General features: G+C 44.0%; 14 protein-coding genes. 12 read left to right on the top strand and 2 right to left on the bottom strand.

Annotation, left to right across the window (positions count from 1 at the left end; genetic code table 11):
* Positions 1-64: 64 nt before the first annotated feature.
* Complete coding sequence (kduD, locus tag ACYH0L_RS16605) at positions 65-835, bottom strand: 2-dehydro-3-deoxy-D-gluconate 5-dehydrogenase KduD (RefSeq protein ID WP_482354167.1); 771 nt, start codon at positions 833-835, stop codon at positions 65-67.
* Positions 836-840: 5 nt separating this feature from the next.
* A complete protein-coding gene (gene kduI / locus ACYH0L_RS16600; RefSeq protein WP_482354166.1) occupies positions 841-1,668 on the bottom strand; it encodes a 5-dehydro-4-deoxy-D-glucuronate isomerase in 828 nt (275 codons plus the stop codon).
* A 260-nt stretch (positions 1,669-1,928) separates the two neighbouring features.
* On the opposite strand from kduI, the gene ACYH0L_RS16595 reads away from it, so the two are divergent.
* The 12 genes from ACYH0L_RS16595 (at position 1,929) to ACYH0L_RS16540 (ending at position 16,176) form a co-directional block, all read left to right on the top strand.
* Positions 1,929-2,939, top strand: coding sequence for a LacI family DNA-binding transcriptional regulator (locus ACYH0L_RS16595; RefSeq protein ID WP_482354165.1), 1,011 nt, complete (start codon positions 1,929-1,931; stop codon positions 2,937-2,939).
* An 86-nt stretch (positions 2,940-3,025) separates the two neighbouring features.
* The gene (locus ACYH0L_RS16590) at positions 3,026-4,042 is read left to right on the top strand and encodes a sugar kinase (protein WP_482354164.1); all 1,017 of its coding nucleotides are present in this window, start codon (positions 3,026-3,028) and stop codon (positions 4,040-4,042) included.
* Positions 4,014-4,613 (top strand): bifunctional 4-hydroxy-2-oxoglutarate aldolase/2-dehydro-3-deoxy-phosphogluconate aldolase, encoded by a 600-nt coding sequence (locus ACYH0L_RS16585; RefSeq protein WP_482354163.1) that lies wholly within the window; start codon positions 4,014-4,016, stop codon positions 4,611-4,613. Before ACYH0L_RS16590 ends, ACYH0L_RS16585 begins: the two co-directional genes overlap by 29 nt.
* Positions 4,614-4,731: 118 nt before the next feature.
* Entirely contained in the window at positions 4,732-5,187 is a 456-nt protein-coding gene (locus ACYH0L_RS16580) for a GNAT family N-acetyltransferase (RefSeq protein WP_249705615.1), read from the top strand.
* 68 nt (positions 5,188-5,255) lie between these two features.
* Entirely contained in the window at positions 5,256-6,257 is a 1,002-nt protein-coding gene (locus tag ACYH0L_RS16575) for a sugar-binding protein (RefSeq protein ID WP_099726427.1), read from the top strand.
* Positions 6,254-7,696, top strand: coding sequence for a sensor histidine kinase (locus ACYH0L_RS16570; RefSeq protein WP_482354162.1), 1,443 nt, complete (start codon positions 6,254-6,256; stop codon positions 7,694-7,696). The genes ACYH0L_RS16575 and ACYH0L_RS16570 overlap by 4 nt, the downstream gene beginning before the upstream one ends.
* Positions 7,690-9,108 (top strand): response regulator, encoded by a 1,419-nt coding sequence (locus ACYH0L_RS16565; RefSeq protein WP_482354161.1) that lies wholly within the window; start codon positions 7,690-7,692, stop codon positions 9,106-9,108. The genes ACYH0L_RS16570 and ACYH0L_RS16565 overlap by 7 nt, the downstream gene beginning before the upstream one ends.
* Before the next feature lie 102 nt (positions 9,109-9,210).
* Positions 9,211-10,476, top strand: a complete 1,266-nt coding sequence (locus ACYH0L_RS16560; protein ID WP_230030655.1) for an ABC transporter substrate-binding protein — start codon at positions 9,211-9,213, stop codon at positions 10,474-10,476.
* A gap of 56 nt (positions 10,477-10,532) precedes the next feature.
* Positions 10,533-11,504: a carbohydrate ABC transporter permease gene (locus ACYH0L_RS16555; protein ID WP_180275475.1), complete on the top strand. Its 972-nt coding sequence runs from the start codon at positions 10,533-10,535 to the stop codon at positions 11,502-11,504.
* Positions 11,501-12,322 carry a carbohydrate ABC transporter permease gene (locus ACYH0L_RS16550; RefSeq protein ID WP_099726423.1) on the top strand — a complete coding sequence of 274 codons (822 nt, stop codon included), beginning with the start codon at positions 11,501-11,503 and terminating at the stop codon, positions 12,320-12,322. The genes ACYH0L_RS16555 and ACYH0L_RS16550 overlap by 4 nt, the downstream gene beginning before the upstream one ends.
* 147 nt (positions 12,323-12,469) lie before the next feature.
* A complete protein-coding gene (manA, locus tag ACYH0L_RS16545; RefSeq protein ID WP_482354160.1) occupies positions 12,470-13,420 on the top strand; it encodes a mannose-6-phosphate isomerase, class I in 951 nt (316 codons plus the stop codon).
* A gap of 125 nt (positions 13,421-13,545) precedes the next feature.
* Positions 13,546-16,176, top strand: coding sequence for an N-acetylglucosaminidase (locus tag ACYH0L_RS16540; RefSeq protein ID WP_230030657.1), 2,631 nt, complete (start codon positions 13,546-13,548; stop codon positions 16,174-16,176).
* The last annotated feature ends 12 nt before the right edge of the window (positions 16,177-16,188 follow it).

The following is a 16,188-nucleotide window of genomic DNA, read 5'->3' as shown; positions in this document are numbered from 1 at the left end:
AAGGAGGAGAATTATGCAAATAGAAAAAAGAGAATCCCTGAAAATAGGAATTCTCTCGATATGTTTATCTCGCAAGCCAGCCGCCATCAACAGCTAAAATGTGGCCGTTCATATAATCGGAAGCTGGTGTGCTAAGGAAAACAGCTGCACCGGCTAGATCCTCAGGCTGTCCCCAGCGCCCGGCGGGGATTCTTTTGAGAATTTCTTCATTTCGATTCGCATCATCACGAATGGCTTGAGTGTTATTGGTTGCAATATAACCAGGTGCGATCGCATTTACCTGAATTTGATGTTTCGCCCATTCGTTCGCAAAAGCTTTGGTCAGACCAGCGACAGCATGCTTACTCGCTGTATAAGCGGGAACAAAGACGCCGCCTTGAAACGAGAGGAGGGAGGCGATATTGACGATTTTCCCTTGCCCGTTTTTCAGCATTTGCTGCCCAACCTTTTGAGTGAGAAAAAAGAGACTGTTGATATTCACATCCATGACAGTATGCCAATTTTCCTCTGAATAGTGAGCGGCCTCTTCTCTTTTAATGGTTCCAGCATTATTGATTAAAATATCAATGGTATGCTGCTTTAAAATGGTATCGACATCCCGCTGTGCAGACTGAGGATCGGCAAAGTCGACCTGATATGCATGAAATGATCTGCCAGTCTGTTCGACAAGCGCTTTTGTTTCATCAAGTGGTGTGCGGTGGTATGTGCCGATGATATCTGCACCTGAACGGGCAAGCGCCACAGCAATACCTTGACCAATGCCAGTTCCAGGACCTGTCACAAGGGCTGTTTTGCCTTCGAGGGAAAAGAGGGACGCAACATATGATGTCGTCACCCTCGTTACCTCAGCTGGTCCATTGGGACAAAGTCCATATCTTTGAACGTATAGTTTTCTCCCGCCATTGCCCAAATAAATGAATAATTCGCTGTACCTGAGCCTGAATGAATGGACCAGGCAGGAGAAATAATCGCTTCCTCATTTGCGACAACGAGATGTCTCGTTTCAGAGGGCTCCCCCATAAAATGAAAGACACGTGCCTCTTCTTCTATATCAAGATATAAGTACACTTCCATACGCCGGTCATGAATATGAGCAGGCATTGTGTTCCATGTGTTATTCGTTTCAAGCTGAGTAATTCCCATCATGAGCTGACAGCTTTGGATGCCGTCTGCATGGATGACCTGATACAGGTTTCGCACGTTTGAGGCAGACGCCTCCCCTAAGTGATTCGGTGTTAATTCAGCAATGGCTGCCTTTTGCGTAGGGTATGCTCTATGAGCCGTTGCTGATACAAGATAGAACTTGGCCTGCTCGCCTGATGAACTAGTAAACTGCACATCTTCGTGTCCAAGACCAATATATAAGAAATCTTTATGCTCCAGCACAAAAGACTCACCATCGACTGTAACCGTTCCTTGCCCGCCGACATTCACGATGCCAATTTCTCGTCTTTCAAGGAAATAATCCGTGCGTAAAAAGTCGCCGGCATCCAGCTTGATCGGTTCTGCTGTCGGCATTGCCCCGCCAATGACCACACGATCCTCATGCGAATAATAGAGCTTCAATTCACCGCTGACGAATAGCGTAGGAATATGAAAATGACGACGAAGTTCCTCTGTTGTAAAACGTTTGACCTGCTCAGGATGTACAGCATAACGATTTTCCATTTGAAATAAGCCTCCCTTTCCATCTGAAACAAAATATTGGTGTTTTATTTGGTATCGGTTTCAAGGAAAATTCTAGAGGAAAAAGAGAGCGGCGTCAACCGTTAATTTGAAATCGCTTTCTTTATTGTTTATTACTACGATTTTTTCAACATCATTCAAAAAATTCTTCTGGTATTCATCAAATTATGGTATGCTCTTTTTAAGTTTATTTGAAATCGGTTTCGAAACAAATCAGAAGATTAATCGTGGGAGTTTTTTGAATGAAAGAGAAGAAGCAAATGAAAGTGACCATTAACGAAGTTGCAGCTTATGCAGGTGTCTCAAAATCAACAGTATCCAGATATATCAATGGCAGAACAAATGAAATTTCTTCTGAAAAGGTAAAAAAGATTAAAAAAGCCATTGAGGAGCTCCATTATCGCCCGAGTCAGCTCGCTCAAGGACTAAAAGTAAGAAAAAGTAAGGTCATTGGTTTTATTGTAGCCGATATAACGAATCCATTCTCTGTGGCGACGCTTCGCGGTGTCGAAGAGATTTGTGATGAATATGGGTACAGCATCATGGTCTGTAACACAGATAATCGTCCAGAAAAAGAACGAGAAATGCTACTGAAGCTGAATGCGCATTATATTGAAGGGCTCATCATCAATACGACAGGTCAAAACAATGACATTCTACAGGATTTTAAGAAAAACGGTGTACCGATTGTCCTTGTTGACCGTAAATTACCTGAACTCAAAGTCGACACAGTGACAACGAATAACCGTGATATCACGATCCGGCTGCTTCGACAAATGTATGAGAAAGGCTACGATCACATCGCTTTCTTTACTGAGCCGGTTGATGGGGTTAGTCCTCGTGAAGAACGAAAAGATGCATATGAACAGACGGCCATGAGTAAACATAAGAAACCTATCATTTCAGAAATCAATTTGAAGAAAAAGGAACAAATACGAGAAGAGATTGTCCGTTTTTTACAATCAAACCATCAGAAAAAGGCGATTTTAGCAGGCAATGGTTTACTCATGCTGAAGCTCATTAGTGAACTCGTGGAGCTTGGGATCAAGATTCCTGATGAGATAGGCATTGCCGGGTTTGATGATACAGAATGGTATAAGCTGATTGGGCCAGGGATCACAACTGTTGCGCAGCCATCTCATGAAATGGGGAAAGCGGCCATGCAAAAAATCAAGACACGGCTTGAAGGCGATGAAAGTGCGCCCCAAACCATTCAACTCGATGGAGAAATCATTGTCAGGAAATCTTTATAAGCGAAAGGCAGAGAAGAGTATACATACGTGCATGCTCTCTCTTTTTCAACTAATTTGAAACCGGTACCAAGAGAGGGGAGAAATGAGTGAAAGCATTGGATGCGGTCACATTTGGGGAATCAATGGCGATGTTTTACGCAAAAGAAGTTGGAGAACTTCATCAAGTGCATACGTTTCAAAAGGCGCTTGCTGGTGCAGAGAGTAACGTCGCTGTCGGCCTTTCAAGGCTGGGTTTTAAGGTTGGCTGGATGAGCAAAGTCGGGGCAGACTCACTTGGCACATTTATTTTAGAAGAGCTTCAAAAAGAAGGGGTCGATACAAGTGCAGTGCTCCTTTCAAATGATGGGTCCCAAACTGGGTTATTGCTTAAATCAAAAGTCATTGATGGAGACCCTGACGTGACGTATTACCGGAAAGGCTCTGCTGCGAGCACAATGAGTCCAAGTGACTTTCCCTCCAACTATTTCCGGCAGGCTGGACACCTTCATATGACAGGTATTCCGCCTGCACTGTCTAGTGAAATGAGAGCGTTTTCTTTTCTTGTCCTTCAAGCCATGAAGGAAGCAGGCAAAACCATTTCATTTGATCCGAACCTTAGGCTTCAGCTATGGGAAGAGGAAGAGGATATGATTCATACGGTGAACCAGATAGCCTATCAAGTCGATTGGTTTTTCCCGGGACTTGCAGAAGGGCAAAGGCTCACGGGATGCCATGAGCCGGAAGAGATTGCAGAGGTCTATTTACAAAAAGGTGTCAAGCTAGTGGTCATTAAGCTCGGAGCGGAAGGTGCCTTTTATAAAAGTGCCGCCGGTCAGGGAATTGTGAGCGGGTTTCATGTTCATGATGTCGTTGATACGGTCGGCGCTGGTGATGGATTTGCAGTGGGGGTCATTAGTGGCTTACTTGACGGCTTATCCTATGAAAAATCCGTTACAAGGGGTAATGCCATTGGGGCACTTGCGGTGATGTCTCCAGGAGATAAGGATGGACTGCCCACTCGGGAGGAGCTTCAGGCGTTTATGAAAGAAGCCAAACGGTATCACAGGCGGGAGTATATGAAGGGGGATGAGAGAGATGGGAAAGTCAGCAAGTTTGAACGTTAAAGAGCAGCTCGCAGTCTGTAAACTGATCGCAGTGGTTAGAGCGGATAGTGAAGGAGAAGGCATTGAGATGATTCAGTGTTTAAAGAAAAAAGGGGTGCGTGCCATTGAAGTAACGTATACCACTCCAAATGCTGAACGCATCATCGCATCCTTTCGGCATGAGCAAGAACTCATTGTAGGAGCAGGAACGATCACGACGCTTGAACAGGCACAATCAGCCATTGAGGCAGGCTCGCAATTTATTGTCAGTCCAGGATATCTCCCTGTGATTGGAGAGCATCTATCATTTCACGATACACTCTATGTGCCAGGTGTCCTGACCCCGAGTGAAATCATGCAGGCAAAAGCAAATGGTTACCGCTTGCTCAAGCTTTTTCCAAGCGGCTCCTTCGGTTTGTCCTATATGAAAAACTTACAAGGCCCGTTTCCAGAGGTTGAATTTATTCCAACAGGCGGCATTCATCCAGCCGATGTCCCAAAATGGCTCGCAGCAGGTGCTGTGGCAGTAGGTGTCGGCAGTCAGCTTGGAAGCAGTACAGCAGAAGAATTACAAGCGGTTCTTTCTTCATAAATACTTGATATGACACAAACAACTGGCTCATGGATGCCGGTTGTTTGTTCGTTTATCTGACATAACAGCGGGTAAGATTCGACTCTTCACGTACAATGATCGTGAAGGAGGGATTGGAATGTACATTCAACAAGATGCACTCACAGATGGACGGATAGATCAGCTGATCACCGGTCATGTAGAAGAGATGAAGGAGCATTCTCCGCCAGAAAGCATTCATGCCCTTCCATTAGACGATTTGAAAAAACAAGATGTCACAGTGTGGAGTGTATGGGATGGAGAGGAACTTCTTGGCTGCGGAGCGATAAAGGAGCTATCAAGTGAACATGGTGAAATCAAATCGATGAGGACGGCAGCTCTCCATATGCGAAAAGGGGTAGCAAGGCAAATGCTGACCTACCTTCTCCAAGAAGCCAAACAGCGAGGCTATACACGTGTCAGCCTCGAAACAGGTGCGATGGCTTTCTTTGAACCAGCAAGAAGACTATATGAAAGCTTTGGGTTTCAATATTGTCCGCCTTTTGGTTCATATCAAGAAGATCCAAACAGTTTATTTATGACAAAGGAATTATAGAGGTCGAGAGAGTATGCTTATAAGCAGCTCTTTTTTTATGCGGCAACAATGAAAGGAGGGGGATGTGAGTGAAGCTGTCTAAGTTGATTGGAATAGGCGCTCTTCTCACAGTTTGTGTGCTATCCGTCATTTCTTTATGTGTATTAGGTCAAGATTTATTTAAGATTGAAAGCGCTTCCGACAAAGTGGTATCAACCTATCAATATCACTTTGTCCTTGTACCGGAGGAACTTGATAACGAATATTGGCAACTGGTGCAAAAGGGAGCTGCTGATGCGGCGGCCGTTCATCGTGTGTATCTCGAATACCTGGGCCCAAAGCAGGCTGATTTGGATGATCATCTTAAAACCATTGATATGGCGATTGCTGGGCATGTAGATGGTATTATGACGCAGGGACTTGATGCGAAGAAATACAAACCGCTCTTTCAAAAAGCAAGGGAAAAAGGCATTGATGTCGTCACAGTCGATACGGATGCAGAGGGGAGCAAGCGTCAAGTGTATGTTGGAACGGATAATTATTATTCAGGCTTTATCGCAGGGCAGGCGCTCATCGCAGATACAACAGGCGAACAGTATGTAGGAATTGTCACGGGCCGGCTTGATGCCATCCACCAGAAGCTGCGCGTTAAGGGATTTCGAGATGCCGTTTCTGCTGAAAAACGCATTCATATTGCTGGAATAGAAGAATCAGCCATTACGAAGTCAGGGGCTTCCGGTGCAGCGTATAAACTATTAAACAATCATGCAGAGCTGACCGCATTTTATGGAACAAGTGCATTAGATGGTGTCGGCATCATTCAAGCAACAGAGCAATATCGATCAGCTGCTGATTTTTATGTGCTCACATTTGATACATTGCCTGATACGATTCAGGCGCTTGATGATGAAAAAATCGATGCGGTGGTCGTGCAGCACCCTTATGAAATGGGCTACCAAGCGGTTGAATCACTTGTTCGTTTGCAGAAAGGCGAAAAGGAAGAAGCGCTGCAGTACACAGGAACGAGTGTGATTCGGCGCGGGGATTTGCCTCTTCATCAAACAGAAAGACCACAGGGGGTTCAGCCATGAGAAGGATTCGAAGTAAATTGTTATTGGCGTTTTTAACCCTTGTGCTCCTTGGTAACGTGGCTGCTTTTTTTGTCTATTGGAGCAGCTCGAAATTAACCTCAGAATATAGCAGGAGCTTTCGTTCTTTTCTCCTGCTTAATGATATATCCACAGAGGCAAAAACGATGTATGAAAAGGTCAATGCCTATGCCATTGAGAAAGATCGGCAGTTTGCCAGAGAATATATTGAATCAAAACAGAAAATGAAAACCTATGATCAGGCGCTGCTAAAAGATGCCGGGCTTCATGCGGCGATACCCTCTATTGAAAAATATCAATATATGATGCGGACGCTCATGAATGAAAGTGATGCGACCATGACACATGTAAAAGAAGGGAAAATCAAAGAATATGCTGCAAGTGTGAAGGAGGTGAGAACAGTCTCCTCCTATATACAAGAGCAGACGATGACCCTGCTAGATGATGAATTATCTGAGTATCAGGTACTCTATCAATCACTTCAAAAAAGACATCAAACTTATGCGCTCTTTACCCTGTGTCTGTTTACGTTATCGATTGGGGTCGCATTATGGATGGCATATATCATTGCTGGCGGGATATCAAGGCCAATCGTCCACCTGTCTCGAAGTGCCAAAGAAGTATCAGAAGGAAATTTTGATGGAGCGAATTTGCATGTCACATCAAAGGACGAAATATCTGTGTTAAATGAGGCCTTTCAACGAATGCGGCAGGAGATGAAAATGATGATTGAAGAGATGAAACAAAAGGCTGCCTTAGATCAAAAAATCAAAGACATGAAGTTGAAAACGCTGCAAAACCAAATGAACCCACACTTTTTATTTAACACATTAAACATCGTATCACGCATGGCTTACTTAGAATCAGCAGATGCCACATCGAGATTGATTCAATCGGTTTCCACGCTGATGCGGTATTCACTGTCTGCTCTCAGTACGTCCGTTACATTGGAACAAGAAGTGAAAGTGGTCAAAGAATATTTTCATATCCAAGAAACGAGATTTGCCGATCGTATTACATGCAAAACGACCATAGATGAGTCGTGTCTATCTGTTCACATTCCAAGTCTCACATTACAGCCGCTTGTCGAAAATGCCTTTATTCATGGAGTAGAACCAAAGGAGGAAGGCGGGCTTGTTGAGCTCTCTATCTATCAAGACAATGGCTTTGTGATGATTCGGATTCGGGACAATGGGACTGGAATCAATGAAAGAGAGAAAAAAAGATTGCTATCGGAAAAAGAAGAGGATCATCCGAACACACTGAGTAAAGGCCATTCTACAGGAATTGGTCTTCGAAATGTGGTGTCAAGACTGCGTTTGTTTTACGGGGTGCAAGATGCCCTTCAAATTGATTCAAATCCAAACGAAGGCACCACCATTCAATTGGCGATTCCGATAAAGGAGGGACCTGTATGCTGAACGTGCTGATTGTGGATGATGAAAAAATAGAACGAATGGCGATGCGGAAGTTCATGACCGAATGGCTCCCGGAGTGTTATATTGCAGGTGAAGCTGAAAATGGAAAGAAGGCGGTTGAATTTGCGCGGTCGGAGCCGATTGATCTTGTGCTCATGGATATTCAGATGCCTGGCATGGATGGATTGACAGCCATCAAACAGATCAAAGCAGGCAGCCCGCATACAAAATTTATTATGCTGACAGCCTACGATACGTTCAATTATGCCAAGCAAGCGATGCAGGAAGGGATTAAACAATACCTCGTCAAACCAGCTGATAAAGACGAAACCATTGCAGCCATTCGATCTGTTGCGGCAGAAATTGAGCAGGAGGCGTCTCAGCGGCAGGCAGCGACGGTCAATCAGCAGTCAAAGTGGCTGGAAGCCCATGTGATCAACGGTCAATCTTATACCTTCACTGAGTTTCAACAATTGTTCCAAGAATGTGAAGCAGGTCTCGTCATCGCTGTTCAGCGGGCAGGCGGGGATCAGCTGTTGAGTGATTTACAGCAATCCGCTCTTTTTCAAGCGGTGCCTATTCAGATGGGCGGTGAGCTGTTTACATGCTTCATTTATAGTCACCAAGGAACAGGTCAGCTAAAGGCAGATGTACTGCAAGCCATTCGAGCTGCCATGACAAGCGGACATCCTTCACCTGTCGTTGGCATAGGGCACCCAGTCTCAAACCCACTTCATCTTCAGAAAAGTGCAGCGGAAGCAAAGCTTTCTTATTATCAGCGAAAAAAGGATGGCGGCGTTGTTCGTTATGGTTTTTACAATACAGAAGTGCAGTCCAATCTGTTGATCAATCTTCCCGAGCTTGCTGACGACATAATGCTGGCACTGGAAGAAGGAAGAAGAGAGGATGCGCTTGCCTTATTTGATGCCTTTGAATTAGAGGGGGCGGCACTTACACATGTAAAAGAGCTGCTGATTCTATTAAAATCACGACTCCGTGCAGACCTCTCCATTCTGGCCATCAGCACAGCAGCAGAATGCCGCCAGTGCTGTGAGCATCTATTTGACGTGTATGAAGCGAGAACCCAGACCGTGAATGACATCGAGCGGGCAAAACGTTACATCAAAACACATTTCTGCGAACATATCACGCTCGAGCAAACTGCCGCCTATGTTGACTTAAGCCCAACCTATTTCACAAAGCGCTTTAAAGATGAGACGGGTCTGACCTTTAAAGAATATGTGACGACCTGCCGGCTGGATAAAATCAAGAAGCTTCTCAAAGACAGCTCGCTTAGTTTAAAAGAAATTACTTATCAGGCAGGATATACCGACCCCAATTACGTCAGCCGTGTCTTTAAGAAAATGGTCGGTTGTTCACCGAAGGAATATCGAAAACTGGCCATAAAAAAATGAAGAATTTCATAAAAAAGTGAAGAAGTTTGCCTGAAAAAAAGCAATGATCTACCATTATACTTATTTTGATAACGCTTACAAAACAGGGATGGGGGATCAATCATGAAGTTCAAATTAGGCTTTACTTTGTTGGCACTCTGCATGCTTCTCATCACGGCTTGCAGTACATCGACGAACTCAGATGCAAAAAAAGAGGGCGGAGCGGAGAAGCTTGAAATTTTCTCTTGGTGGACAGGAGCAGGTGAGGAAGACGGACTGAAAGCACTCATTCAATTGTTTGAAGAGAAAAATAAAGAGATTCCAATTGAAAATGCAGCCGTCGCAGGTGGTGCTGGTACGAATGCAAAGGCTGTTTTGACGAGCCGGATGCAAGGAAATGATCCGCCAGCTTCCTTCCAAGTACATGGCGGGGCAGAGCTGAACGAGAGCTGGGTCGCGGCAGGCAAAATGGAGCCGCTTGATGATCTTTATGAACAAGAAGGCTGGAAGGACAAATTCCCAGAATCACTGATTGACCTTGTGAGCAAAGATGGGAAAATCTATTCGGTTCCAGTGAATATTCACCGAGGCAATGTGCTTTGGTATAACAAAAAGGTATTTGAAGACCAAGGTTTAGAGCCGCCAACGACATTTGATGAATTTTTCAAAACAGCAGATGCTTTAAAGAAAAAAGGGATTACTCCACTTGCGCTTGGGGATAAAGAGCCTTGGGCAGCGACTCACTTGTTTGAGAGTGTTCTGCTTGGTGTATTAGGCGCAGAAGATTATCAAAAACTTTGGGCGGGCGACTTGAAAATGGATGACACAAAAGTGAAGGAAGCGGCAGACATCTTTGGACGCATGCTCGAATACGTCAATGACGATCATAGCTCCCGTAACTGGCAGGATGCCTCACAGCTCGTGGCAAAAGGGGAAGCGGCGATGAATGTCATGGGCGATTGGGCGAAGGGATACTTTGTCAACGATCTGGACTTGAAGGTCAACAAAGATTTTGGTTACGTGGCGACCCCTGGAACGGAGGGAAGCTTTATGGTGATCACCGATACGTTCGGACTGCCGAAGGGTGTCAAACAGCCGGAAAACGTGAAAAAATTCTTATCTGTCTTAGGATCTGTGGAAGGACAGGATGCGTTTAATCCGCTGAAGGGATCGATTCCGGCACGGGTTGATGCGGATGTATCAAAATATGATGAATACGGAAAATCGGCGATGAAGGCATTTAAAGAGTCAAAGCTGGCGCCGTCACTCGCCCATGGCTCAGCTGCTGAAGAAGGCTTTGTGACGAAAGCAAACCAAGCCGTCAATATTTTTGTGACACAAAAAGACAGCAGCCAGTTTGTTTCATCTTTAAAAGACTCTATGAAATAAAGACGAAGGAGGCGGCGATCAGGCACCGCCTCTTTTTTAAAAAGGAGTGTAGCTTCATGCGCATGGACACATCGCCGAACACAAAAGCGTCAGCGCCGAAAGTGAAACGTGTTCGGAAAAAATGGAATGGAGATCAGCTGCTTGCACTGCTATTTTTAGCCCCGTCAGCTGTTTTATTATTCATCTTTGTTTACGGCTTTATTGGCTGGACAGGGTATGTTTCATTATCAAACTGGACCTCGCTTGTTCCGGATTTCTCTTTTGCAGGACTTCGCAATTATGTCATGCTGTTTCAAGATTTCCGCTTTCAGTCAGATCTACGAAACACGGTCTTTTTTACTTTATTCTTTATTGGAGCCGTCATAGCCTCTGGGCTCGCACTTGCGATTTTACTAGACCAGAAGATCAAGGGTGAATCTCTTTTCCGGAATTTATTCTTTTTTCCGATGGCCCTTTCCTTCGTTGTGACTGGTGTCGTGTGGCAATGGATTTTAAATCCGTCAACTGGAGTGAATTTATTTTTGAAAACGCTAGGCATCCAGCCTAAGTGGTACACGGATACGAATATTTTAGCTGGATTTGTCTGGGGGAAAATTGAATTTGGTGTACCAGCGGCGATGATTGCAGTCGTCATTGCAGCTGTGTGGCAAATGACTGGGTTCTCGCTTGCGATGTATTTGGCAGGTCTTAGAGGAATTCCAGAGGAAGTGAGAGAGGCTGCTAGAATGGATGGAGCAACTGAGTGGCAAATCTACCGAAAAATCATTTTTCCGCTTTTAAAACCGATTACTGCAAGTGTCATTATTATTATGGCTCATATTTCTTTAAAGATTTTCGATTTGATTTACTCGATGACAGGACCGGGTGCAAACTTTGTCACGGATGTACCGGGCGTTTATATGTTTGAAATGACCTTTAGAGGAAACCATTATGCAGGCGGTGCTGCCATTGCAATCGTCATGCTGATCTCTGTTGCGGTCTTTATCGTGCCATATCTCCTGTCGAGCCGGAAGGGGGCTTCATCATGACAGCCAGATGGTTTGTCCGTCCAGTTCTCTATGCTTTATTGATTCTGTGCAGCCTCTTTTTTCTAATGCCTGTCTATGTCATGCTCGTCACAAGCTTAAAGCCATTAGGTGAAGTCACCCTTGAGCAAATGTGGTCGCTGCCATCAACGCTTGATTTCTCTAGCTATCAAATCGCTTTTGAAAAGCTATCGCCTAATTTGATGAATTCACTTTATCTTGTCATTCCTGCTACCTTATTGTCAGCCGTATTAGGTGCGATGAATGGCTATGTGCTATCAAAATGGCGTTTTAAAGGGTCAGAAGTGGTTTTTACGTTGATGCTGTTTGGTATGTTTATTCCGTATCAAAGCATCCTCATTCCACTCATTCAATTTTTACGTGAAGTCGGATTATATAATTCGATTCCAGGTCTAGTGCTTGTCCATGTCGTATATGGTCTTCCGATCACAACACTCATGTTTCGCAATTTCTATGTGAGCATCCCTGATGAAATGATTGAATCGGCCAAAATGGATGGCGCAGGGTTTATCGGGATTTTCAGACATATGATTCTTCCGCTTTCCATCACAGGATTTGTCGTGGTCGCCATTTGGCAGTTTACCAATGTGTGGAATGAATTTTTATTTGCAGTCACGATGACCACTGCGGAGCATCAGCCAGTCATGGTCGCCTTGCAAAATCTATCAGGCAGCCAAATTGTGCAATGGAACGTCCAAATGGCAGGAGCTATTTTGGCCGCACTGCCGACACTTTTGGTGTATATTCTGCTCGGAAAATACTTTGTGAAGGGGCTTCTCGCAGGCTCTGTCAAAGGATAAAGAAATTTTCATGTTATCGTTTTCATTTGGTGTACTGAAAGGATTGACTTCTCTTTAGATAGCGTCATAATAAAAGTTGAGACTTACTAGTTTTCATCATGCTAGGCAAGGATTATCAAAGGGTAGCAAAGGGAGGAGTCATCCTGAATGAAGCAGTCACCAATTTTTTTACTGCCTGAATTGAAGGAGAGAATATGGGGAGGTACAGCCTTAAGGGATCAATTTGGCTATGATATTCCTTCTGATCAAACGGGAGAATGCTGGGCAATTTCTGCTCATCCAAACGGACCAAGTGTCGTGCAAGACGGTCCATATAAAGGGAAAACGTTGATCGAACTATGGGACAATCACAGGGAGTTGTTCGGGGGAATAGAAGGCGATCGCTTCCCGCTGTTAACAAAAATTTTAGATGCAAACCAAGACTTGTCCGTTCAAGTTCATCCAGAAGATGATTATGCTGAAAGACATGAAAATGGAGAGCTTGGGAAAACAGAGTGCTGGTATATCATTGACTGCAAAGAAGGAGCAGAAATGATCTATGGACACAATGCAAGAACAAGAACTGAGCTAGTGACCATGATGAACAGCGGAGATTGGGAAGGTCTTTTACGGCGAGTGAAGATTAAGCCTGGTGATTTTTATTATGTGCCAAGCGGTACCATTCATGCGCTATGCGAAGGAACGCTTGTCCTCGAAACGCAGCAAAGCTCAGATACAACCTATCGGGTATATGATTATGAACGAAAAGACCAAGATGGCAATGAACGTGAACTTCATTTTGCGCAAGCCATTGACGTCACAACGGTTCCTCATGTAGACGGTTATGCAGATGAATCAGTCGAAACACGTCCAGGAATGACCATTAGAACATTTGTAGAAGCAGAATATTTCTCTGTGTATAAATGGGAAATTGATCAAAAAGTAGAGCTTTCGCAAGATGATCCATTTTTGCTGTGCAGTGTCATTAAGGGAGAAGGGTCTATAGAGCATGATGGGAACACATATCCACTGCCAAAAGGGGCTCATTTTATTCTGCCAGCTGAAACAGGGAGCTTCTCGATTGAAGGATCTTGTGAACTGATTGTGTCACATATATAAAGGAAAAGAGGACTTAAATGGGGTCCTCTATTTTGCTATTGCATGAATGACTTGAAAGAAGACTTGTTTTTGTCGATAAAGAGATTAGTAGACTATTATGCAAAGTTAAGAGAGGGACAGGGAACGTGAAAAAAACCATCAAGATTATGTTACTCGCAGCTGCCTTTGGTATGACATTACACACAGGCAAAGAAGCGCAAGCAGCCTCCTATGTCGATCAATCCATTTATACGATTAGCACCTCAAAGGTATTTACGACAGAATCAGAAGTGAAAAAAGCAGTAGAAACACTGAAAAAAGATAAAAAGTGGACAGCAAGTTATCAAACCTCAGGGAATACGTCGACCTATCAGCTCACTGCCTCAGGATATGACTCACAAGATGCAGCGAATGCAAGTGCGGCGGCGTTAAAAAAAGAGGTGGGCATAAATGGCACTGTGTCTCCAGTTGGTGACCGCCTTCCTTTACAAAAGGTCGTATCTGACCCGATCAACGATGAAAGTCAGGCAAAAAAGTTCTCGCTAGAGCTAGCAAAAACATCAGGGCTAAAGAGCTCCTATGAAGTCATCAGTCAAAGCAGACCTTCTTATCAGGTCATATCAGGAGCCATTGATTCTGAAACGAAAGTCAAAAATATTCAAACAGAATTACAAAAGAAGGCAGGAGTCACCAGTACATACCAAACCGAAAACAAAGCTGGCACCGTGTATCAGCTGATCTCAGGCGGTATTGTTGGACAAAGTAAGGCGAATACCATCCTGCAAGGCTTTCAAAAGGAATCTGGTTTAAAAGCAGTGCGTCAAACGGTGACAGCAGGCAAGCCATATTACATCGTCACATCAGCTGCACAAGCTAACCAGTCGAAAGCCCAGACACTTCTTACCCAGCTGCAAAAAGAAGCAAAAATCAGCGGGAAGATTCAGAAGGCAGGAGCCGTTAAAAATGTCTATCGCATGGAATCAGGCTATTTCAAAGACAGCAAACAAGCAGCCTCAGCTGCGGCTCAGATTAAGAAACAAACCGGTGCTGCAGGTACTGTGCAGCGAGTAGGAAAAACGAAAAATTATATCGTGAAGCTCAATCAATTAAACGATACAGCTTATGCAAAAACAGTTGCCTTTTTCAAGAAAAAGAAATGGCGCTATACGTCCAAAAAAATCTCTTCTACACAGCCATATCAAGTAGTGACTGGGAACCTTTTAGGAGATGATCAAGCGAAAAAAGCGACGGCCTTCTTCCAAAAGAAAAAGGTATCTGCGACAACGAAAAAAACGGGCAAGGTATCTGATAGCACGTATCGACTCGTTGTCAATCAAGCAACGGATCAAGCAAAAGTGAACAAAGGTGCCGCATACTTAAAGGCACAAAAGGTGACAAGTAACATCACAACAGGTAAGGGACAAGCCGTCACCAAAGCGTATAGCCTGATGACAACACCTGTATATGATCAAAGCAAAGTGAAGCAGGCGCAAGAGATCATCAAGAAAAATGGGGTTGCCAGCAGTACAAAAACTTTAACAGAAGCTGTCAAGCAATACCGTATTACGACAGAGGCGACTGTGAATCAGACAAAACTCAATCAAGCACTTAGCTATTTGACGAAACAAAAAATGAAGGCAGCTGCCCAAAAAACGGGTACAACTGATTATGGGCAATATCAAATGAAAACAGGGGTCATTGCGACTGCTGCATTGCGTGATCAAGGCATGGCATTTTTCAAAAAACGGAATGAAACAGCTGCTTATACAACGACAACAAAACCGGCATATAAAATCAACATAACGCAGCAATTCACAGGGTTAGCAAATGCAAATGCGGCCATTGCTTTTGTGAAAAGCCAATATGGCTGGACAGCCACCGCAACAAAAATCAAAAATGGCCCGATGGTCATGCAAACGAATTATAACCTCACTGTCAATGAGATGGTGAACAAACAAATGAAGGTGTCACCACAGACAGATGGTGCGGCTTATGTTTATGCGACATATGTAGATCCAGCGACGTCAACAGTGAATACGGATGGGTTAAATGTACGTTCTACACCTGATTCAAGCTCTGCAAGCAACATCGTGGCACAGCTGAACAAAGGCACAAAAGTGAAACAGCTCGGGAAAGAAGGGAATTGGATAAAGATCAGCCTTGGCTGGAGAAATGCGAGTTCAGCAGAAGTGTTAAAATATGTAGACCCAGCTAATATCGCTGAGGGCACTCAATCGTATTTTCAATTTCTCAAACTCTCTGAAGCTGCGAATCTCAATCCGACCGAAGTCAATTCGAAGATTTTAGCAGGGAAAGGGATTCTTGCTGGAAAAGGACAAGCCTTTATAACAGCAGCGAAAACGTATCATATTAACGAAATCTATTTGATTTCTCATGCGCTGCTTGAAACAGGTAACGGAAGTTCAATTTTAGCGAATGGTACGATGTTTAATGGAAAGAAAGTGTATAACATGTATGGCATTGGCGCATACGACAGCAATCCGAATTATCTCGGTGCAAAGTATGCGTATGAACAGCAATGGTTCACGCCAGAGGCAGCCATTATTGGCGGGGCAAAATTCATTGGCAACAGCTATATCAATCACGCCACTTACAAACAAGATACCATTTATAAAATGCGCTGGTCTAGTTCAGCTACTCATCAATATGCTACGGATATTGGATGGGCTTATAAGCAAGTCACTCGTATGTATAGTTTGTATAACTTACTTGATAACTATACGCTGTATTATGATATCCCGGTTTATAACAAATAAAAAAACGTCCGT

The sequence above is a fragment of the Bacillus sp. MC1252 genome, assembly GCF_056838025.1.
Note: the sequence above shows the minus strand (reverse complement) of the source record. Positions and strands in the feature narration are given on the sequence as shown.